Source organism: Kineococcus sp. TRM81007 (assembly GCF_022669155.1).
Taxonomy (GTDB): domain Bacteria; phylum Actinomycetota; class Actinomycetes; order Actinomycetales; family Kineococcaceae; genus Kineococcus.
Window position 1 is genome coordinate 1 of record NZ_JALBVB010000057.1, and the last position, 20,059, is coordinate 20,059.

Annotated in this window: 21 protein-coding genes; 14 read left to right on the forward strand and 7 right to left on the reverse strand. The window is 77.3% G+C overall.

Annotated features, from left to right (window positions below):
• Window positions 1-112: 112 nt before the first annotated feature.
• The gene (locus MN205_RS17125; protein ID WP_242129512.1) at window positions 113-739 is read right to left on the reverse strand and encodes a MerR family transcriptional regulator; all 627 of its coding nucleotides are present in this window, start codon (window positions 737-739) and stop codon (window positions 113-115) included.
• A gap of 85 nt (window positions 740-824) precedes the next feature.
• Here MN205_RS17125 and MN205_RS17130 point away from each other — a divergent pair, with 85 nt between their 5' ends.
• On the forward strand, window positions 825-1,310 hold the full coding sequence (locus tag MN205_RS17130) for a DUF4188 domain-containing protein (RefSeq protein ID WP_242129513.1): 486 nt from the start codon (window positions 825-827) through the stop codon (window positions 1,308-1,310).
• A gap of 9 nt (window positions 1,311-1,319) precedes the next feature.
• Window positions 1,320-1,925 carry a hypothetical protein gene (locus MN205_RS17135; protein WP_242129514.1) on the forward strand — a complete coding sequence of 202 codons (606 nt, stop codon included), beginning with the start codon at window positions 1,320-1,322 and terminating at the stop codon, window positions 1,923-1,925.
• A 43-nt stretch (window positions 1,926-1,968) separates the two neighbouring features.
• Here the strand turns inward: MN205_RS17135 and MN205_RS17140 are convergent, their stop codons facing one another.
• Window positions 1,969-2,715, reverse strand: coding sequence for an IclR family transcriptional regulator (locus MN205_RS17140; RefSeq protein ID WP_242129515.1), 747 nt, complete (start codon window positions 2,713-2,715; stop codon window positions 1,969-1,971).
• 77 nt (window positions 2,716-2,792) lie between these two features.
• Here MN205_RS17140 and leuC point away from each other — a divergent pair, with 77 nt between their 5' ends.
• The 3 genes from leuC to MN205_RS22365 all read left to right on the forward strand — a co-directional run bounded on the left by leuC (window position 2,793) and on the right by MN205_RS22365 (window position 5,807).
• Window positions 2,793-4,244, forward strand: a complete 1,452-nt coding sequence (leuC, locus tag MN205_RS17145; protein ID WP_242129516.1) for a 3-isopropylmalate dehydratase large subunit — start codon at window positions 2,793-2,795, stop codon at window positions 4,242-4,244.
• A 38-nt stretch (window positions 4,245-4,282) separates the two neighbouring features.
• A complete protein-coding gene (gene leuD, locus MN205_RS17150) occupies window positions 4,283-4,888 on the forward strand; it encodes a 3-isopropylmalate dehydratase small subunit (RefSeq protein ID WP_242129517.1) in 606 nt (201 codons plus the stop codon).
• 340 nt (window positions 4,889-5,228) lie between these two features.
• Entirely contained in the window at window positions 5,229-5,807 is a 579-nt protein-coding gene (locus tag MN205_RS22365) for an HU family DNA-binding protein (protein WP_374115969.1), read from the forward strand.
• Window positions 5,808-5,869: 62 nt separating this feature from the next.
• Here the strand turns inward: MN205_RS22365 and MN205_RS17160 are convergent, their stop codons facing one another.
• The gene (locus tag MN205_RS17160) at window positions 5,870-7,402 is read right to left on the reverse strand and encodes a helix-turn-helix domain-containing protein (RefSeq protein WP_374115974.1); all 1,533 of its coding nucleotides are present in this window, start codon (window positions 7,400-7,402) and stop codon (window positions 5,870-5,872) included.
• 103 nt (window positions 7,403-7,505) lie between these two features.
• Here MN205_RS17160 and MN205_RS17165 point away from each other — a divergent pair, with 103 nt between their 5' ends.
• The gene (locus MN205_RS17165) at window positions 7,506-8,507 is read left to right on the forward strand and encodes an NAD(P)H-dependent glycerol-3-phosphate dehydrogenase (protein WP_242129519.1); all 1,002 of its coding nucleotides are present in this window, start codon (window positions 7,506-7,508) and stop codon (window positions 8,505-8,507) included.
• A gap of 17 nt (window positions 8,508-8,524) precedes the next feature.
• Here MN205_RS17165 and MN205_RS17170 read toward each other — a convergent pair whose 3' ends face one another.
• Entirely contained in the window at window positions 8,525-9,019 is a 495-nt protein-coding gene (locus MN205_RS17170; RefSeq protein WP_242129520.1) for an SRPBCC family protein, read from the reverse strand.
• A gap of 87 nt (window positions 9,020-9,106) precedes the next feature.
• A complete protein-coding gene (locus MN205_RS17175) occupies window positions 9,107-10,276 on the reverse strand; it encodes a PLP-dependent aspartate aminotransferase family protein (protein ID WP_242129521.1) in 1,170 nt (389 codons plus the stop codon).
• A gap of 38 nt (window positions 10,277-10,314) precedes the next feature.
• Between MN205_RS17175 and MN205_RS17180 the strand changes: the two genes are divergently transcribed.
• Window positions 10,315-11,448 (forward strand): D-alanine--D-alanine ligase family protein, encoded by a 1,134-nt coding sequence (locus MN205_RS17180; protein WP_242129523.1) that lies wholly within the window; start codon window positions 10,315-10,317, stop codon window positions 11,446-11,448.
• A gap of 6 nt (window positions 11,449-11,454) precedes the next feature.
• Here MN205_RS17180 and MN205_RS17185 read toward each other — a convergent pair whose 3' ends face one another.
• Window positions 11,455-11,994: a DUF3515 family protein gene (locus tag MN205_RS17185; RefSeq protein ID WP_242129524.1), complete on the reverse strand. Its 540-nt coding sequence runs from the start codon at window positions 11,992-11,994 to the stop codon at window positions 11,455-11,457.
• An 86-nt stretch (window positions 11,995-12,080) separates the two neighbouring features.
• Between MN205_RS17185 and MN205_RS17190 the strand changes: the two genes are divergently transcribed.
• The gene (locus MN205_RS17190; protein WP_242129525.1) at window positions 12,081-13,052 is read left to right on the forward strand and encodes a thiamine-phosphate kinase; all 972 of its coding nucleotides are present in this window, start codon (window positions 12,081-12,083) and stop codon (window positions 13,050-13,052) included.
• Between the two features lie 83 nt (window positions 13,053-13,135).
• Here the strand turns inward: MN205_RS17190 and rpmB are convergent, their stop codons facing one another.
• Entirely contained in the window at window positions 13,136-13,321 is a 186-nt protein-coding gene (gene rpmB / locus MN205_RS17195) for a 50S ribosomal protein L28 (protein WP_012084282.1), read from the reverse strand.
• Window positions 13,322-13,542: 221 nt separating this feature from the next.
• Between rpmB and MN205_RS17200 the strand changes: the two genes are divergently transcribed.
• The 6 genes from MN205_RS17200 to MN205_RS17225 are packed head-to-tail and all read left to right on the forward strand — an operon-like array spanning window position 13,543 to window position 19,910.
• Entirely contained in the window at window positions 13,543-15,744 is a 2,202-nt protein-coding gene (locus tag MN205_RS17200) for an ATP-dependent DNA helicase RecG (RefSeq protein WP_242129526.1), read from the forward strand.
• The gene (locus tag MN205_RS17205; protein WP_242129527.1) at window positions 15,741-16,499 is read left to right on the forward strand and encodes an ABC transporter ATP-binding protein; all 759 of its coding nucleotides are present in this window, start codon (window positions 15,741-15,743) and stop codon (window positions 16,497-16,499) included. The genes MN205_RS17200 and MN205_RS17205 overlap by 4 nt, the downstream gene beginning before the upstream one ends.
• A complete protein-coding gene (locus MN205_RS17210; RefSeq protein WP_242129528.1) occupies window positions 16,496-18,157 on the forward strand; it encodes a DUF6297 family protein in 1,662 nt (553 codons plus the stop codon). Before MN205_RS17205 ends, MN205_RS17210 begins: the two co-directional genes overlap by 4 nt.
• 31 nt (window positions 18,158-18,188) lie before the next feature.
• Entirely contained in the window at window positions 18,189-18,761 is a 573-nt protein-coding gene (rsmD, locus tag MN205_RS17215) for a 16S rRNA (guanine(966)-N(2))-methyltransferase RsmD (RefSeq protein WP_242129529.1), read from the forward strand.
• A gap of 10 nt (window positions 18,762-18,771) precedes the next feature.
• Complete coding sequence (gene coaD, locus MN205_RS17220) at window positions 18,772-19,362, forward strand: pantetheine-phosphate adenylyltransferase (protein ID WP_242129530.1); 591 nt, start codon at window positions 18,772-18,774, stop codon at window positions 19,360-19,362.
• Between the two features lie 2 nt (window positions 19,363-19,364).
• Window positions 19,365-19,910, forward strand: a complete 546-nt coding sequence (locus MN205_RS17225; protein WP_242129531.1) for a hypothetical protein — start codon at window positions 19,365-19,367, stop codon at window positions 19,908-19,910.
• Window positions 19,911-20,059: the final 149 nt, after the last annotated feature.

Here is a 20,059-nt window from a genome sequence, read left to right on the forward strand (position 1 = left end):
GCGGCCTAGCACGCCGCCCTCTCAAGGCGGTAGCGCGGGTTCGAATCCCGTCGGGGCTACTCCTGAAGGCCCCCGGTCGACGACCGGGGGCCTTCGTCGTCCCCGGGCCCCGTCAGCACGTGCCCGGCGGGGCGCCGAAGCGGTGCACGGAGTGGTGCTGCTGGGCCAGGCGGCGCAGCGCCAGGAGCACGGGTTCGTGCAGGACGGTCCCCAGCACCACGAACTCCACCGCGTCGGCGGTGTCGCCGCCCGGGATCGCGTCGACCTCCTCGCGCGCCACCTCGTCCGCGGCGCGCACGTACCGGCGCAGCGCCACCGGGTCCACGGGGAACCCCGCGCCCGCCAGGGCCGCCAGGGCGGCGCCCAGTTGCGCGAGGCTGGTGCAGCCCGCCTCGACGCGCCACCCGGCGTCCGCGACCAGCGCTTCGGCCGCCGCCGCCCCGTTGGCGGGCGCCTCGGGTGCGGGGGAGCCGGCCAGCGCGTCGTGGGCGGCGCCCAGTGCGGTGGTCAGCGGGGTGGCGCCGTCCAGGCAGGCCAGCACGTCCTTCACGCGCGCGATCGGCAGCCCGCCCACCTCGGCCAGCGCCCGCACCAGCCGCAGCCGGCGCACGTGCTCCTCGCCGTACTCCGCCCGCGTGGCCCCGGTGGCGCGGCCGGGCGGCAGCAGGCCCTCGCGCAGGTAGTACTTGATCGTGGGGACGGGCACGCCGCTCGCAGCGGCCAGGGCGGAGACGAGCACGGGGACCCCTTGACTGGATAGTTCCACTGACCAATGCTGGGCAGTACCACTATCCAATCATCCCCGGACCTCTCGGAGGCACCCCGTGCGCGTCCCCACCGGCCGGACCACCCACGAGCACGACGGCGAGGTCGTCGTGTTCCTGATCGGCATGCGGATCAACTCGCCGTGGCGGGTGCGGGCGTGGCTGCCCGTCCTGGCCGCCATGCCCGCCATGCTGCGCGAGCTGGCGCAGCACCCCGAGCACGGGATGCTCGGCGCCCGCACCTGCGTCGGCTCCGGTGGCCCGTTCGTCGTGCAGTACTGGCGCGACCTGGACTCCCTGCACGCCTACGCCCGCCTCGACGGCGGCCTGCACCGCCGCGCCTGGCAGCGGTTCAACACCCGTGCCCGCGGCGCCCGCGGGGCGGTGGGGATCTGGCACGAGACCTACGCGGTGCCCGCCGGGCACCACGAGTCGATCGGCGTCGACGTCCCGCCCGCCGGGCTCGCCGCCGCCACCCGCAGCGTGCCGGTCGCCGCCGGCCGCGACCGCGCCGCCCAGCGGATGCGCGTGCGCGCCGGGGCCTAGGGTGCCGGTGTGGCCGTCATCCACGACGCGACGCTGGTCCCGTCGAAGCTCGAGCTCGTCGCGCGGTGGCTCACCGCGCAGCCGTGGTGCCCCGCCGGCGTCACCTGCCCGGCCGACGTGGAGCGGGTGGGCGCCTACCGCTTCGACGACCCGGACGGCGAGGTGGGCCTGGAGGCGCACCTCGTGCGCGCCGGGGGCGTGCTCGTGCACGTGCCGCTGAGCTACCGGGCCGCCGGGCTGCCGGGGGGCGAGCAGCACCTGGTGGGAACGCTGGAGCACTCGGTGCTCGGCCGGCGCTGGGTGCACGACGCCACCGGTGACCCCGTCTTCGCGCGCGCGCTCGCGGACGCGGTGGCCTCGCGCGCTGCGCAGGCCGCCCTCGTCGGCCCGGACGGCGCCCCGCTGGGGGAGCCCGACGTGCGCGTGGCCCCCGGCGCTCCCGGCGCCGGCGGCCCGGACGCCGCCGGGGTCGTCACCACCGCCACCACCGCCGGGGTGCGCCTGGGGGTCGTGCGCGTGCTGGACGGCACCGCCGCCGCGCCCGCGGGGGCGGCGACGCTCACGGGGACCTGGTCGGGGCAGGACGCCCCCGCGCTGCTCGCCTGGACCCGCTGAGGCGGTCGCGCCCCGGCGGCCCGGCCGGGGCCGCCCCTCGGGCTCACGCCTCGACGGGCACCGCGGGCGTGAGCGGTTCCGCCGGGCGCAGAGCGGCCGTGAACGCCTCGGCGGTGGCCAGGACGGCGTCGGCGTGCCGGCGCCCCGGGTGGCGCCCGAAGCGCTCGGCCGGCCCGGAGACCGACACCGCGGCCACCACGCGCCCCGACGGCCCGCGCACCGGGGCGCTGACGCTGGCCAGGCCGGGTTCGCGCTCGCCGCTGGAGTGGGCCCACCCGCGCCGGCGCACCCCGGAGAGGGTGCCGGCGTCGAAGCGGGCGCCGAGCAGCTCCACGGACAGGCGCTCGGGGTCGTCCCAGGCGAGCAGCACCTGCGCGGCAGAGCCGGCGGCCATCGTCATGGACGCGCCCACGGGCACGGTGTCGCGCAGGCCGTGCAGGCGGTCGGCGGCGGCGATGCAGACGCGGTGCTCGCCGTGGCGCCGGTAGAGCTGGGCGCTCTCGCCGGTGGCGTCGCGCAGCGCCGTCAGCAGCGGTCCGGCGGCCGCCACGAGGCGGTCCTCGCCGGCGGCGGCGGCCAGCTCGGCGTGCCGGGCGCCCAGCACGAAGCGGCCCTGCAGGTCGCGCGCCACGAGCCGGTGGTGCTCCAGCGCCACGGCCAGCCGGTGCGCGGTGGGGCGGGCCAGCCCGGTCGCCGTCACCAGCTGCGCCAGGCTCGCGGGGCCGGCCTCCAGGGCGCTCAACACCTGCACGGCCTTGTCCAGCACGCCGACTCCGCTACTCTTGTCCACGGAGCGATACTGGCGTCTCAAGAAGTGAGACGCAAGTGCCGATGCCGACGTCTCGGCGACGACGAGGGGAGAGCGACGTGGGACGCACGCTGGCGCAGAAGGTGTGGGACGAGCACGTCGTCCGGCGCGGGCAGGACGGCGAGCCGGACCTGCTGTTCATCGACCTGCACCTCGTGCACGAGGTCACCAGCCCCCAGGCCTTCGACGGCCTGCGCCTGGCCGGTCGCGGCGTCCGCCGCCTCGACCTCACCATCGCCACCGAGGACCACAACACCCCCACCGCGGACATCGACCGGCCCCTGTCGATGCTGCAGGACCGCACCTCCGCCAAGCAGCTGCAGACGCTGCGGGAGAACTGCGCCGAGTTCGGTGTCCGCCTGCACGCCCTCGGCGACGCCGAGCAGGGCATCGTGCACGTCGTCGGCCCCCAGCTGGGCCTGACCCAGCCCGGCATGACGGTCGTGTGCGGCGACTCGCACACCTCCACCCACGGCGCCTTCGGCTCCCTGGGCATGGGCATCGGCACCAGCGAGGTCGAGCACGTCCTGGCCACCCAGACGCTGCCGCTGAAGCCGTTCAAGACCATGGCCATCACCGTGAACGGCACGCTGAAGCCGGGCACCACCGCCAAGGACGTCATCCTGGCGGTCATCGCGGAGATCGGCACCGGCGGGGGGCAGGGCTACGTCCTGGAGTACCGCGGCGAGGCCATCCGCAGCCTCTCCATGGAGGGGCGGATGACCATCTGCAACATGTCCATCGAGGCCGGTGCCCGCGCCGGCGTGGTCGCCCCCGACGACACCACCTTCGAGTACCTCAAGGGCCGCCCGCACGCCCCCACCGGCGCCGACTGGGACGCCGCCGTGGAGCACTGGCGGACCCTGCGCACCGACGACGACGCCGTCTTCGACGCCGAGGTCGTCCTGGACGCCGCCGACCTGGAGCCCTTCGTCACCTGGGGCACCAACCCCGGGCAGGGCGTCCCGCTGTCCGGCTCCGTGCCGGTGCCGGAGCGGATCGGCGACGACGAGGCGCGGCGCGGCGTCGAGCGGGCCCTGGAGTACATGGGCCTGACCGGCGGTACCCCGATGCGCGACGTCGCCGTCGACACCGTGTTCATCGGCTCGTGCACGAACAGCCGCATCGAGGACCTGCGCGCTGCCGCCGACGTGGTGCGCGGGCGCACCAAGGCCGACGGCGTGCGCGTCATGGTGGTGCCCGGCTCGGCCCGGGTGCGGCTGCAGGCCGAGGCCGAGGGCATCGACGTGGTCTTCAAGGACTTCGGCGCCGACTGGCGGTTCGCGGGCTGCTCGATGTGCCTGGGCATGAACCCCGACCAGCTCGCCCCCGGAGAGCGATGCGCGTCCACCTCCAACCGCAACTTCGAGGGCCGGCAGGGCAAGGGCGGGCGCACCCACCTGGTCAGCCCGCTCGTCGCCGCCGCCACCGCCGTGCGCGGCACCCTGTCCTCGCCGGCGGACCTCGAGCCGCTGCCCGGCGCCGGTGCTCCCGCCGGCGCGCTGGCCTGAGACCGCGCCCCGCCCGGCCGAACCTGCAGGAGGAACCCGTGGAGAAGTTCACCGTGCACCGCGGCGTCGGCGTCCCGCTGCGGCGCACCGACGTCGACACCGACCAGATCATCCCGGCGGTCTACCTCAAGCGGGTCACCAAGACCGGCTTCGAGGACGCGCTGTTCGCCGCCTGGCGCGGCGACCCCTCGTTCGTGCTGAACCAGGAGCCCTACCGGAACGGCTCGGTGCTCGTGGCCGGGCGCGACTTCGGCACCGGCTCCAGCCGCGAGCACGCCGTGTGGGCGCTGCGCGACTACGGTTTCAAGGTCGTGCTCGCCCCCCGGTTCGCCGACATCTTCCGCGGCAACGCCGGCAAGCAGGGCCTGCTGGCGGCCGTGGTCGCGCAGAGCGACATCGACCTCATCTGGAAGGCGCTGGAGGCGCACCCCGGCACCGAGGTGACCGTCGACCTGGTCGAGCGCGTGGTGCGCGTGGACGACTTCACCGCGGCCCTCGAGGTCGACGACTACGTGCGCTGGCGGCTCATGGAGGGGCTGGACGACATCAGCCTGACCCTGCGCCACGCCGACGACATCACCGCTTTCGAGGCCGCCCGGCCCTCGTTCAAGCCGACGACGCTGCCGGCGCGCACCGCCGGCTGAACCGGCTGGCGACCGCAGGCCCCGGTCCCGCTGCACCGCAGCGGGGCCGGGGCCTCGTCGTGCCGGAGGTGTTGCGTCGCAACGCTCCTGCTCGCTGCGGCGGTGCCGGCGCGACGCTGCGCCCAGCGGTGCGGCGGTGCGGCGGAACCGGTTGCGCGGCAGGGCGCTCCCCGGCCCGGGGCGTCGACACCCTTGTGCCGCAACGGCTCGCCGCCGCGCGCCTGGTGGACGCTCGTGATCGCTGGCCGTACCGTTTCCCCGTCGGGCTCCCGCTCGGCCGCGCGCGAGGACGTCGCGCCGCAGGTGTCAGCACGGTTGGACGCACCGAGGAGGGGCCTTCGTGAACAAGGCGGAACTGGTCGAGGCGCTCGAGGCGCGCCTCGGCGGCAGGAAGCAGGCGACGACGGCCGTGGAGGCCCTCGTCGAGACCATCACCGTGGCCGTCGCCAAGGGCGAGAAGGTCGCCATCAGCGGCTTCGGCACCTTCGAGAAGCAGGCGCGCAACGCCCGGACCGGCCGCAACCCGCGCACCGGCGAGGCCGTGAAGATCAAGAAGACCTCCGTGCCCCGGTTCCGCCCGGGCACCGCCTTCAAGGAGGTCGTCTCCGACAGCAAGGCGCTGCGGGCCTACAGCGCGGCCCTGAAGGAGAAGAACGGCGGCACCGCGGCGGCGAAGAAGGCCGCCCCGGCCAAGACCGCCGCCGCGGGTGCACCGGCCGCGCCGGCGCGCACCGCCACCCGCAAGGCCGCGAGCCCGGCGGCCACCGCTCGCGCCACCACCGGCCGGGCGGGCGCGGCCACGCGGCCGGCCACGGCCGCTGCGGCGAAGAAGGCCGCGCCGGCCAGGACCGCGGCCCCCGCCAAGACGGCTCCCGCGGCGAGGACGGCCACCGCGCGCCGGACGGCCAAGAAGGCCTGAGGACCCCGCAGCGGAAGGCCCCGNCCGGAACCCGGTCGGGGCCTTCCGCATCGGTGCGCCGGTCAGTCGCGGAACGTCTCGATCCGCGCCCCCAGCGGGGTCAGCCGCTCGGCCAGCTGCTCGTAACCGCGGGCGATGATGTCCACGTTGCGCAGCACCGAGGTGCCCTTCGCGGCCAGCATCGCCAGCAGCACCACCACCGCCGGGCGCAGCGCCGGCGGGCACAGCACCTCCGCGCCCGACCAGCGGGTCGGCCCCTCCACCAGGACCCGGTGCGGGTCCAGCAGCTTCACGCGCGCACCCAGCCGGTTCAGCTCCGTCAGGTAGATGGCGCGGTTGTCGTACACCCAGTCGTGCACGGTCGTCGAACCCTCCGCGCTGGCGGCGATGACCGCGAAGAACGGCAGGTTGTCGATGTTCAGGCCCGGGAACGGCATCGGGTGGACCTTGTCGATCGGCGCCTTCAGCTGCGAGGGGTGCACCGTGATGTCGACCAGGCGGGTGCGGCCGTTGGCCGCCGGGTACTCCTCCGACAGGTCGTAGTGCAGGCCCATCTCCGCCAGGATCGCCAGCTCGATCTCGAGGAACTCGATGGGTGCGCGGGTGACCGTGAGCTCCGAGTGCGTGACGATCGCCGCGGTGAGCAGGCTCATCGCCTCCACCGGGTCCTCGGAGGGGGAGTAGTCCACGTCCACCGAGATGTCCGGCACGCCGTGCACGACGAGCGTGGTGGTGCCGATGCCGTCGATGCGCACCCCCAGCTGCTCCAGGAAGAAGCACAGGTCCTGGACCATGTAGTTGGGGCTGGCGTTGCGGATCGTCGTGACGCCGTCGACCCGGGCCGCCGCCATGAGGGCGTTCTCGGTCACCGTGTCGCCGCGCTCGGTCAGCACGATGGGGCGCTGCGGGTGCACCGAGCGATCCACGGTGGCGTGGTAGTGACCGGTGGTCGCGGTGACCTGCAGCCCGAAGGGGCGCAGCGCCACCATGTGCGGCTCGACGGTGCGGGTGCCCAGGTCGCAGCCGCCGGCGTAGGGCAGCTGGAACTCGTCGTAGCGGTGCAGCAGCGGGCCGAGCATCATGATGATGCTGCGGGTGCGGCGCGCGGTCTCGGAGTCCATGGCCGCCAGGTCCAGCGACTCGGGGACGTCCAGCACGAGGTCGGCCTCGCCCACCCACTCGTAGCGCACCCCGATGCTGCTCAGCACGTCGAGGATTCGGTGGATCTCCAGGATGCGGGCCACCCCGCGCAGGGTGGTGCGGCCGCGGTTCAGCAGCGCCGCGCACAGCAGCGCCACCCCGGCGTTCTTGCTGGACTTCACCGCGATGCTGCCGGAGAGCTGGGTGCCGCCCTGCACGCGCAGGTGGGTGGGGGCGGGGCGGCCGATGGAGACGAAGTCGTCCTGCAGGGCGTGGCCGACGCGCTGGAGCATGTCGATGGTGACGTTCTGCTGACCCTGTTCCATGCGGTGCACCGCGCTCTGCGAGGTGCCCAGCCGCTCGGCCAGCTGCACCTGGGTGAGGCCGCGGTGCTTGCGAGCGTCACGGATGAGCGCGCCGATCTGGGTGAGGTGGTCACCCGTGGGGGGCGTCATCTGCTCGGTGGAGACTGCCATGGGACTCACCGTATATCACATGTGAGATATCGCCTCGCAGGCTGCGCGCTCGGCGTGTCCCGACTGCCCTAGCGTGACACGCGTGCCGCTTCTTCCCCCCAGCCCCTCCCCGCGTGTCGCCGTCCTGGGTGCCGGCGCCTGGGGGAGCGCCTTCGCCCTCGTCCTGGCCGACGCCGGCCACCGCGTCGCGCTCTGGGCGCGCCGCCCCGAGCTCGCCGCCGAGCTGCGCGAGCGGCGCACCAACCGCGCGTACCTCGGCGACGTCGCGCTCCCCGACGCCGTCGAGGCCACCTCCGACGCCGCCGAGGCCCTGACCGACGCCGACCTCGTCGTGCTCGCCGTTCCCCTGCAGCGGCTGCGCGAGCAGCTCGGCACCTGGCTCCACCTGCTGCCGCCCGCTCCCCTGGTGTGCCTGGCCAAGGGCGTCGAGGCCGGCACCGGCCTGTTCGGCACCGAGGTCGTCGCCGAGGTCACCGCGGCCGGCCCCGAGCGCCTCGTGGCCGTCTCCGGGCCCAACCTCGCCGCCGAGATCGCCCGCCGCCAGCCCGCCGCCACCGTCGCCGCCTGCACCGACCCCGCCGTCGCCGCCGGCGTCGCCGCCGCCTGCACCTCGTCGGCCTTCCACGCCGAGCCCAGCACCGACGTCCTCGGTGTCGACGTCGCCGGCGCCGTCAAGAACGTGGTCGCGCTCGCCGTCGGCGTCGTCGAGGGTGCCGGGCACGGCGCCAACGCGCGCGCCGCCGTCCTCACCCGGGGTCTGGCCGAGACCACGCGGCTCGGGATCGCCCTGGGGGCCGACGCCGCCACCTTCGCCGGTCTGGCCGGCGTCGGCGACCTCGTCGCCACCTGCGGCTCCCCGCTCTCGCGCAACCACCGCGCCGGCGTCGCCCTCGGCCGCGGCGCGCCCCTGGCCGAGGCGCTCGCCGCCGCCGGCGGCACCGTCGAGGGCGTCACCTCCGCCCCGGCGGTGCTGCGCCGCGCCGGTACCGCCGGCGTCGCGATGCCCCTGGTGGAGCAGGTCGCCGCCGCGGTGGCCGCCGGGCGCGCGCCGGACGGGCTGGCCGCGCGCCTGGTGGGCGCCTAGGGCCCGGCCCGCGCGCGTCAGCGGCCCTCAGCGGTGCGGGCGATGGCCGCCAGGGTCGCGGGGATGCCCTCGTGCGCCGCGCGCGTGCGGTCGGCGATCTGCCGCGGGGCGTCCTGCCCGTACAGCTCGGCGAACGCCGCCAGACCCGCGGGCAGGAACTCCCACGACTCCGTCAGGCGCGTGCCCCCGTCGACGGGGACGAAGGTGAACCCCCAGCGCACCCGGTCCCCGCCGACGGCGAAGGCGAACTCCCGGCCGCGTTCGGCGGCCACCACCCGGCTGCGGGTCTCCCAGACCCGCCCGGGGACCTCGTTGCGCCCGGTGAACCAGGCGCCCACCTGCGCCGACTGCCCCTCGTCCCACCAGCAGCCGGTGCACACCGGGCTCCACCGCCCCATCCGGGGCACGTCGGAGACCAGGTCGTAGAGCGCCTCGGGCGAGCAGGCCACCACGATCGAGTCGGAGAAGGTGAGGTCGGAGGGGGTGGAGTCGCGGGAGGTCCAGTCGCTCACCGGCGGATCGTGGCACGGCTCCGGGAGCTCGTCGTCGCCGGGGCGCCGGGCGACCCGCACCTCAGCCGCCCAGCGCCGCCCACGAGGTCAACGGGACCCGGTGGCCCGGTCCCGCGCCGCGTCGAGGGCCTGCTCCAGGTCCGCCCACAGGTCCTCGACGTCCTCCACGCCCACCGACAGCCGCAGCAGCTCCTCGGGCACCACCACCGGCTCCCCGGCGTGCCGGCGGCGCCGCTCGATGAGCGACTCCACGCCGCCCAGGCTGGTGGCCGGCACCCACAGGCGCACCGCGTCCACGACCGCGTCGGCGGCCGCGGCCCCGCCGACGACCTCGATCGACACCAGCGCGCCGAAACCGCGCATCTGCGCGCGCGCCAGCTCGTGCCCGGGGTCGTCCGGCAGGGAGGGGTGGCGCACCCGCGCCACCGCCGGGTGCTCGCGCAGCCGGACCGCCAGGTCCGCGGCGCTGCGCTGCGAGCGCTCCAGGCGCAGCGGCAGCGTGCGCAGCCCCCGCAGCGCCAGGAACGCCTCCATCGGGCCGGGGATCGCCCCGTGCAGGGTGCGGTGCCGCACCAGGCGCCCCAGCAGGTCCTCCGAGCGCGTCACCACCGCGCCCAGCACCACGTCCGAGTGCCCCGAGAGGAACTTCGTCACCGAGTGCACGACGACGTCGGCGCCCAGGTCCAGGGGCCGCTGCACCAGCGGGGTGGCGAAGGTGTTGTCCACCACCACCAGCGCGCCGTGCTCGTGACCGGCCGTCGCCAGCGCCGCCAGGTCCGCCACCTCCAGCAGCGGGTTCGTCGGGGACTCCAGCCACAGCAGCAGCGGACCCGGTGCGGCCGCCAGGGCCTCGCGCACCCCCGCCACGTCCGTGACGTCCACCCGCTGCACGCGCGCGCGCCCCTGCTCCACCAGCAGGTCCAGCACCGCGTGGGTGCCGTTGTACGCGCCGTGCGGCACCAGCACCGTCGCCTCGGCCGGCACCAGGTGCAGCGCGGCGGTCACCGCCGCCATGCCCGAGGCGAACGTGCGCGCCGAGCCGCCCTCCAGCGCCCCCAGCGCCGTCTCCAGCGCCTCCCAGGTCGGGTTGCCGAAGCGGCCGTAACCGAGGCCGCCGTCACCGATCGAGCCGCCGCCGACGTACGTGGAGGTCAGCGAGACCGGGGTGTTCAGCTCGCTGCCCGGCCCGCGGGCGGGGCGTCCGGCGACCACGGCGAGCGTGTCGGGGGAGGTCTCGGGCACGGGGTTCTCAGGCACGCACGAACCCAACCACACCGCCGGTAGGGTTCCCGCCGATGAGCACCCCCGCCAGCGCCAAGCCGCGCGTCGCCGTCCTCTTCGGCGGCCGTTCCTCCGAGCACGCCATCAGCTGCGTGACCGCGGCGGGCGTGCTCGCCGCGATCGACCGGGACCGCTACGAGGTGGTGCCCGTGGGCATCACCCGGTCCGGGCGGTGGGTCCTGGTGCCCGACGACCCGTCCCCGTTCGCGCTCGTCGACGGCGAGCTGCCCGAGGTGCCCGCCGACGGCACCCGCGTGGCCCTCGCCCAGGAGGTCTCCGAGCGGGCCCTGCAGGCCCTCGACGAGCCGCCCGCCGGCGTGGCCGCCCTCCAGCGCGTCGACGTCGTCCTGCCGCTGCTGCACGGCCCCTTCGGCGAGGACGGCACCCTGCAGGGCCTGCTGGAGCTGTCCGACACCCGCTACGTCGGCTCCGGCGTGCTCGCCTCCGCCGTCAGCATGGACAAGCAGGCCATGAAGGTGCTGCTGGCCGGTGCCGGCCTGCGGGTGGGGCCCTGGACCTCCTTCCACGCCCGCCGGTGGGCCGTCGACGAGGCCGCCTGCCGCGCCGCCGTCGACGCCCTCGGCTACCCCGTCTTCGTCAAGCCCGCCCGCGCCGGCTCCAGCATCGGCATCACCCGGGTCGACGGGCCCGACGGCCTCGCCACCGCCGTCGCCGAGGCCGCCGCGCACGACCCCAAGGTCGTCGTCGAGGCCGCCGTCGCCGGCAGGGAGGTCGAGTGCGGGGTGATCGAGGACCTCGACGGCGGTGCGCCGCGCACCAGCGTGCCCGGCGAGATCGAGGTCGTCGGCGACCACGCCTTCTACGACTTCGAGGCCAAGTACCTCGACGCGGACGGCGTGCGCCTGACCTGCCCGGCCGACCTGCCCGCCGACGTGGAGGCGGCCGTGCGCCGCACCGCCGCGCGCGTCTTCGAGGCGATGGGCGCCGAGGGCCTGGCCCGCGTGGACCTCTTCGTGGACGTCGAGCGCGGCGAGGACGGCGTCGTCGTCAACGAGATCAACACCATGCCCGGGTTCACGCCGCACTCGATGTTCCCGCGCATGTGGGCGGCCACCGGCGTCACCTACCCCGAGCTGGTGGACCACCTGCTGCAGCTGGCGCTGAACCGCCCCACCGGCCTGCGCTGAGACCGCTCACACGCACGCGCGGGTCTGCGGGATCGCCGAGACCGCGGCCGCCAGGTCCACCAGCGGGGCGCTGGCGCTGGAGGCCTGCAGCCGCCCGCCGAAGCGCACCGTGACCTCCACCGCCGGGTCGCGCCCGTAGGTCAGGAAGCGCACGGCGCGGTCGCCGACCGCGTCCTGCACCCAGTCCACGGTGCTCGCGTCGTCCGGCCCCACCGGCACGCACGGCTTCGTGGTGGGGCCGATGACCGCCGCGCCGCACCGCAGCACCACCTGCTCCTCGCCCCACACGGCCACCCCCGCCGCGCCCTGCGGCGTGCGGGCCAGCCCCACCAGGCTCCCCGGCAGCTCCTGCAGCAACCGCGCGCAGGCGGGGTCACCGGCGGCCGGGGCGGCCTCCACGCCGTCGCTGCCGGAGGTGAACGCCCACACCGACGCCCCCACCACCAGCGCCACCACGACCGCCACCCACGCGCCCTGACGGCCCGCGGACGGGGACCGGGGGGCGGCGGCGGTGGGCGGCGGGGGCGTCGGTTCGGCGGCAGGCATCGCCGTTAGTGTGGCCGGGCCGCGCGGCCGGGTGCGGCGCGGGGCCGCCGCGACCGCGGGGCCGCGGGCGAGGGCGGGGGAGAGCGGTGCGGGTCGCGGACCTGGACGAGGCCGAGCTGCTGGAGCGCCTGCTGCCGCACCTGCCCTCCCGGGCGCTGCTCGGGCCCGGTGACGACGCCGCCGTGGTGGCCGCACCCGACGCCCGGGTGGTCGCCACCACCGACGTGCTCGTCGAGGAGCGCGACTTCCGCCGCGACTGGTCCACCGGCGCCGACGTCGGCTGGAAGGCGGTCGCCCAGAACGTCGCCGACGTCGCCGCCATGGGCGCCACCTGCACCGGGCTGCTCATCGCCCTCGGGCTGCCCGGCGAGCTGGAGGTGGCGTGGGTGGAGGACTTCGCCGCCGGTGTCGCCGACGCGTGCCGCGCTCTGGGCGCCGTCGTCGTCGGCGGAGACCTGTCGGGCGCCTCCGAGGTCGTCGTCGCCGTCACCGCTCTCGGGGACCTGGGCGGCCGCGCTCCCGTGCTGCGCTCCGGCGCGCGGCCGGGGGACGTCGTGGCGCTCGCCGGTCGCCCCGGGCGCTCGGCCGCCGGGCTGGAGCTGCTGCGCGCCGGCCGGCTGGACGGGCCCGCACCGGTGGAGGACCTCCTGACCGCGCACCGCCGTCCCGAGCCGCCCGTCGCGCTGGGCCCCGCCGCCGCGGCCGCGGGGGCCAGCGCCCTCATGGACGTCAGCGACGGGCTGCTGCGCGACGCCGGGCGCATCGCCGCCGCCAGCGGAGCCGTCCTCGACCTGCACCTGACCGGCACCGCGCTGGGCGAGTCGGCCGCCGAGCTCGCCGCCGCCACCGGCGCCGGGCGGGCCGCGGCCGACAGCTGGGTCCTCACCGGCGGTGAGGACCACGGCCTGCTGGCCTGCTTCCCGCGGCACGCGCGCCCACCCGCCGGCTTCCGCGCCGTCGGGCGCGTCCTCGCGGGCGCGGGGGAGCGCGCCGTCCTCGTCGACGGGCGGCCTTGGGCGGGCGGTGGTGTGGGCTGGGACCACTTCCGGAACCGCTGAGCGCCCCGGGCGCGCCCCCGGGACGCACCGAGGGGCCGGTCCCTGGTGGACCGGCCCCTCGGGGTCGTGCTGTGCGCGAAGGGTCAGCGCGTGACCTTGCCCGCCTTCAGGCAGGAGGTGCACACGTTGAGCCGCTTCGGCGAACCGTTCACCGTGGCCCGGATCCGCTGGATGTTCGGGAGCCACATGCGGTTGGTGCGCCGGTGCGAGTGCGAGACGCTCTTGCCGAAGCCAGGGCCCTTGGCGCAGACGTCGCAGGTGGCAGCCACGGGGTACTCCTGGGGTCGTGAGGGGTGGAGGGGCGACGACCCCGGTGGGGCGTCGACCGGTGCCGGGGATCCCCGGACACCGCCGTCAACCATAGCCGAGGCGTGGCCGTGCGGGCGAACCGGCGCCGGCGGCGCCCGCCGCCCCGGCGTGCCGCCGGCCCGCGGGACGTCGCGGGAGCGGCATCGGGGGTGGCGTCGGGGGCGGGCAGTAGCCTTCCGGCGTGGACGAGCTGGACGCACCGCTGTCCAGCCGGCTGACGGCGCCCGCCGCGGCGCTGCTGGCCAAGGAGCTGGGCCTGGAGACCGTCCGCGACCTGCTGTGGCACCTGCCGCGCCGCTACGCCGAGCGCGGGCAGCTGACGCCGATCCGGCAGCTGGTCGCGGGCGACGACGTCACCATCGTGGCGCAGGTGGTGCGGGCGCAGCCCCCGCGCCGGATGCGCAACCGCGACGGCGCCCTGATGCAGGTCACCCTCGGCGACGGCCGCGACACCGTGGGCCTGACGTTCTTCGCGCGCAGCGTGCGGCAGTTCGCCCACCACGAGCGCCAGCTGCGCGAGGGCCGCACCGTGCTGGCGTCCGGGCGCGTGGAGGTCTTCAACCGCTCCTGGCAGCTGGCCCGGCCCGACTACCAGCCCCTCGACGACGACACCGAGGACGCGGCCGCGCTCGCCGACCGGCCCATCCCGCTGTACCCGGCCACCGGCAAGGCCCCCAGCTGGAAGATCGCCAAGGCCGTGCAGACGGTGCTGGGCGCCACCGAGCGGGTGCCCGACGTGCTGCCCGCCGGGGTCGTCGCCGAGGCGGAGCTGCTGGACCCGCTCCGGGCCCTGCGCGCCGTGCACGCCCCCCGGGACCGCGCCGACGTCGCGCGCGGGCAGCGGCGGCTGCGCTACGAGGAGGCCTTCGTGCTGCAGACCGCGCTCGCGCAGCGGCGCGCCGGCGCGGCCAGCGAGCGGGCCGTGCCGCGCACGCGCCGCCCCGGCGGCCTCGCCGCCACCTTCGACACCCGGCTGCCGTTCCCGCTGACCGGCGCCCAGGAACGCGTCGGCGAGGAGATCGCCGACGACCTCGCCCGCGAACGGCCCATGCAACGGCTGCTCCAGGGCGACGTCGGCTCCGGGAAGACCCTCGTGGCGCTGCGGGCCATGCTCACCGTCGTCGACGGCGGCGGGCAGGCCGCGCTGCTGGCGCCCACCGAGGTCCTCGCCGCCCAGCACCTGCGCTCCACCACCGCCGCCCTGGGCGACCTGGCCGCCGGCGGCCTGCTCGGCGGCCACGAGCTCGCCACCCGCGTCGTGCTGCTGACCGGCTCGATGGGCGCCGCCGCCCGCCGCGAGGCGCTGCTGGCCGCCGCGAGCGGTGAGGCGGGCATCGTCATCGGCACCCACGCGCTTCTGGAGGAGCACGTCGCCTTCGCCGACCTCGGCCTCGTCGTCGTCGACGAGCAGCACCGCTTCGGCGTCGAGCAGCGAGACGCGCTGCGCGCCAAGGCCTCCAGCGTCCCGCACCTGCTCGTCATGACCGCCACCCCCATCCCGCGCACCGTCGCCATGACCGTCTTCGGCGACCTGGAGACCTCCGTGCTCGACGAGCTGCCCCCGGGCCGGGCGGAGGTGACCACCGTGGCGGTGCCCATGCAGAACGAGGCGTGGGTGGACCGCGTGTGGCGGCGGGTGGCCGAGGAGGCCGCCCTGGGCCGGCAGGCGTACGTGGTGTGCGCGCGCATCGACGGCGACGACGCCGGCAAGGAGCCCGACGACGGCGGCGGGGACGAGCCGCCGCCCGACGACGGCGAGAAGCGGCGCCCGCCCCTGGCCGTCTCCGACGTCGTCGAGATCGTCCGGCACCACCCGGCCACCGCCCACCTGCGCACCGAGGTCCTGCACGGGCGCATGCACCCCGCCGACAAGGACGACGTGATGCGCCGCTTCTCCGCCGGCGAGGTCGACGTGGTCGTGTCCACCACCGTCGTCGAGGTCGGCGTGGACGTGCCCAACGCGAGCGTCATGGTGGTCGTGGACGCCGACCGCTTCGGCGTCTCCCAGCTGCACCAGCTGCGCGGGCGCATCGGCCGCGGCGGCCTGCCCGGCACGTGCCTGCTCATGACGGAGGTGCCCGAGGCCTCTCCGGCCGGGCAGCGCCTCTCGGCCCTGGTGGCCACCCGCGACGGCTTCGAGCTGGCCCGCCTGGACCTCGAGCAGCGCCGCGAGGGCGACGTCCTCGGCGCCGCCCAGTCCGGCCGCCGCTCCTCCCTGCGACTGCTCGGGGTCCTCAAGGACGCCGACGTCATCGCCGACGCCCGCGCCGCCGCCACCGCGCTCGTCGCCGCCGACCCCGCCCTGGAGCACCACCCGGCGCTCGCGGCCGCGGTCGCCGACCGCGTCAGCGGCGAGACCGAGCGCTTCCTGGAGCGGGCGTGAGCGCTCCCGGCGAGCGCGTGGGCCGCGCCGACGGGGCGCTGCTGGAGCTGGACCGGCTCGTCGTCGGCTACGGGCGGCCGGTCTGCGCCCCGGTGGACGTGCGCGTCGCGGCGGGGGAGGCCGTCTGCCTCGTCGGCGCCAACGGCGCGGGCAAGTCCACGGTGCTGCGGGCCGTCGCCGGGCTGCTGGAGCCGCTCGCCGGCGAGGTGAGGCTGCGCGGGCAGCCCGTGGACGAGAGGCGGGCCGCGTTCCGGCGCGAGGTCGCCTCCGTGTTCGACGAGGACGCCTGGTTCGGCGAGCTGTCGGTGGCCGAGCACCTGGAGCTGGTGGCGCGCGGGCACGGGGTGCGCGACGCGGAGGCCGTCGTGGACGCCGAGCTGGAGCACCAGCGGCTGACCGGCGCTGCCGACCAGCTGCCGGTGTCGCTGTCCAGCGGGCAGAAGCGCCGCCTGCTGCTGGCCGCCGCGCTGGTGCGGCCGCGGGCGCTGCTGCTGCTCGACGAGCCGGAGCAGCGGCTGGACCCGCCGGGGCGCGAGGCGCTCGCCGAGCGGCTGGCTGCCGAGCGCGACGCGGGCACCGCCCTGCTGGTCGCCACCCACGACGTCGTGCTGCTGCGCCGCCTCGCCGACCGCGCGGTGGTCGTGGACGACGCACCCGCGGGCGGGGCGGCGGGGGAGGGCGCGGGCACCGCGGTCGCGTGCCGCGTGGTCGACGCGCAGGAGGCGGCGCGCGTCGTGAGCGCCCCGGTCCGGTGAGGGCCGCACCCGCGTCCCCGCTGCCGGGCCCCGCCGCCGGCGCGCCGCTGCCGGGCCGGCGCGACCTGGTGCGCGAGGCGGCGCCGGCCCGTTCCGCGCGCGGGCTGCGCGCCACCGTCACGGACGCCTACACGACCGTGCTGCAGGCCGGCATCGCCGTGCTGCTGCTGCTGGGAGCCAGCTCCTCGCTGCGTGGCGCCCTGCAGCGGGGCCTGGCCGCGCCCGGTGGCGGACCGGGGCCGACGCCCACCGTCCCCGCCGTCCTGACCTGCGCGGGCCTGGCCTGCTGCGTGCTCCTGCTGGCCCTGGCGGCGCTGTGCCGGCTGGGGCCGGTGAGCCTGAGCGCCCCGCGCACCGCCTGGTGGGCGTCCCTGCCGGTGCCCCGCGAGCAGCTGCTGCGCCCGGTGCTGCGGGACCGGGCCCTGCTGGCGGCCGCGGTGGGCTCCCTCGTCGTGGCGTGGGCGGCGTCGCTGGCGCTGGGCGCCGCCGGGGACCTCACCGCCGCGGCGCTGCCGGCGCTGGCGGGCGGGGCCGTGCTGGGGGCGGCGAGCGCCGCCGCGGGGTACGCGCTGGTGGCCGGGCTCGCCGTGCGCGGGGAGGTGGAGGCCCTGCTGCGCACCGCCACCGCCCTGGACGCGGCCGCCGCCGGGGTCGTGCTGGCCCTGGCCGCCGGGGCGGTGGCCGAGGCGCCGGTCGACGCCGTGCCCCCCTCCGCGCTGCCGGTGCCGGCCGCCTGCGCCGCCGTTGCGGCCGCCCTCGTCCTGGCGAGCGCGGGCCGCCGCCACCTGCGCGACGCCGGCCGCACCCCCTCGGCCTCCCTGCGGCGCGGGGCGGCGCGGCTGGAGCGGCTGACGGCGTCCGTGCTGCAGGTCGACGTGCGCGAGCTGGGCCGGGCGCTGGCCGCCGACGGCCCCGGGCGGGTGCGTCCCGGGCGCCGCCCGACGGGGGCCCGCGCGCCGTGGGTGCGCGGCCCGGTCGGTGCGGTGCTGACCGCGGACGCGCTGCTGCTGCGCCGCCAGCCGCGCCGCCTCGCGACGGCCGCGGTGCTGGCGCTGGTGCCGTTCGTCGTGGCCGCCGGCACCTCGGCGCACCGCGGCGCCGCGGCGGTGCTGCTGTGGGCGGCCGGGTACGCGGCGGCCACCACGCTGGCCGAGGCGGTGCGCGGCGGCGCGCTGGCTCCCGCGGCGGCGCGCGCCCTGCCGGTCTCCGCCGGGCGACTGGTGGCGGTGCGGTGGCTGCCCGTCGCGGCGGCGAGCGCGCTGTGGGGGGCGGTGGCGGTGCCGCTGGTGGCCACCACGTCCGGCCTGGTGCACGCCGGGGTGCACGCCGGGGCGGGCACCGGGTGGGCGTCCTGGGCCCTGCTGGGCGCGCTGGCCGGCCCCGGCTGGGCCGCTGCGGCCGTGCGCGGGGCCCTGCGGCCCGACCCGGACTTCGCCCGCCCGGCGATCGCCACCCCGGCCGGCCCGGTCTCCCCGGGTGCGGCCGCGGCGGTCACCACGGGCCCGGACCTGGCGGTGGTGGCCACCCTGCCGGTGCTGCTCGCGCTGCTGGGCCGCGGCGCACCGGGACCGGCGCTCGCCGGGCAGCTGGCGGTGACGGCCCTGGTGGTCGTGGTGGGGTGGGCCTACGCCGCGCACCGCGCGCGGCGGCTGTCGTGACGCGCGCGCTGCGCGCCGGGGAGGGGGCGCGGTGACGCGCATCGTGGCGGGCTCGGCCGGTGGCCGGCGGCTGAGGGTGCCGCCGGGGGACACGACCAGGCCCACCAGCGACCGGGTGCGCGAGGCGCTGTTCTCCGCGCTGGACGCGGCCGGGGCGGTGGAGGACGCGCGCGTGCTGGACCTGTACGCCGGGTCGGGGGCCCTGGGCCTGGAGGCCGCCAGCCGCGGCGCGCGCGAGGTGGTGCTCGTCGAGGCCGCGCGGGCGGCCGCGCAGACCGCCCGCGCCAACGCCGCCGCCCTGGGCCTGCCGGGCGTGCGCGTGGAGCACGAGCGCGCCGAGCGCTTCCTCGCCGGCCCTCGCGCCGCGGACGGCGGCGGCTGGGACCTGGTGCTGGTCGACCCCCCGTACGCCGTGGACGATGAGGCGCTGGCCGCCGTGCTCGCCGCGCTCGCCCCGCTGCTGGCCGACGGCGCCACGGTGGTGGTGGAGCGCTCGGCGCGCAGCCCCGAGCCGCGCTGGCCGGCGGGCTGGTCCGCGGCGCGCCGGCGCCGCTACGGGGAGACGAGCGTGTGGACGGTGCACCTCGACGGGCCGGGCGGCTAGCGTGCCGCGGGTGCCCGACGCGATCAAGGACCCGGCCGGGGCGGTGCGCCGCTGCGTGTGCCCCGGCAGCTTCGACCCGGTGACCCTCGGCCACCTCGACGTGGTGCTGCGGGCCGCGGAGGTCTTCGACGTCGTGCACGTCGGCGTGGCCGTCAACCCCGCCAAGCAGGGGCTGTTCAGCGGCCCGGAGCGGGTGGCGCTGGTGCGCGACGCGCTGGAGGGCGCCGGCGGGGAGCGGGCCGCGCGCGTGGAGGTGGAGGAGTTCGGTGAGGGCCTGCTCGTCGACCACTGCCGCCGCCTGGGGGCGCGCGTCGTCGTCAAGGGCCTGCGCGGGGGCACCGACTACGCCTACGAGCTGCCGATGGCGCTGATGAACCGGCACCTGGCGGACGTGGAGACCCTCTTCCTCGTCGGCGACCCCCGCTTCGAGCACGTGTCCTCCAGCCTGGTGAAGGAGGTCGCCCGTCACGGCGGCGACGTCTCGGACCTGGTGCCGCCGGCGGTGCACGCGGCGCTGCTGCGCCGGCTGCGCGGGCAGGTGGGGGAGGATGACCCCCGACCGCCGCGAGGTGCGGCCGGTGGACCCTCTGGAGGCAGGTAGTCGTGGAAGTGCACGAGAAGCTCGGCGAGCTCGCCGCGCTCGTGTCGGGGGCGCGAGCGGTGCCCCTGTCGTCGTCCGTGGTCGTGGACCGCGAGCAGCTGCTCCGGCTCGTCGCGGAGGTGCGGCGCCTGCTGCCCGCGGAGGTCCAGCAGGCCGGTGACGTGCTCGCCCAGCGCGACGAGGTCCTCGAGGTGGCGCGCAGCGAGGCCGAGCGCGTGCTGGCGCGGGCGCGTGCGGAGGCCGAGGAGCTCACCGAGTCCCAGGCGGTCACCCGCGCCGCGCGCGAGCGCGCCGAGCACATCGTGGCCACCGCCCGCGAGGAGGCCAAGCGCCTGCGCCTGGACGCCGACGCCTGGTGCGACGGCAAGCTCGGCGACTTCGAGGAGGAGCTGGAGCGCCTGCAGCAGCAGGCCCGCCGCGGCCGGGACCGCCTGAAGGTGCGTGCGCCCGAGCAGGAGGAGGCCGGCGCGCAGGCGCGCGAGGAGCAGGGCGAGGGCGGGGTGGCCGCGGGCGCCCACCCCGCGCCGCGGCCCGGCCAGGACGGCTGAGCGCAGCCCGGGGTCCGGCGGTGGGCCCGGCGCGGGGACCCCGCCGCGGGCGGATTCGTTGCCCGGGCCCGGGCTCGGCTACCCTTGACCGCGGCCTCGACGCTGGTGAGCGTGGCCACCCCCGGCACCCGTGCCGGTCGGGTGGGGAC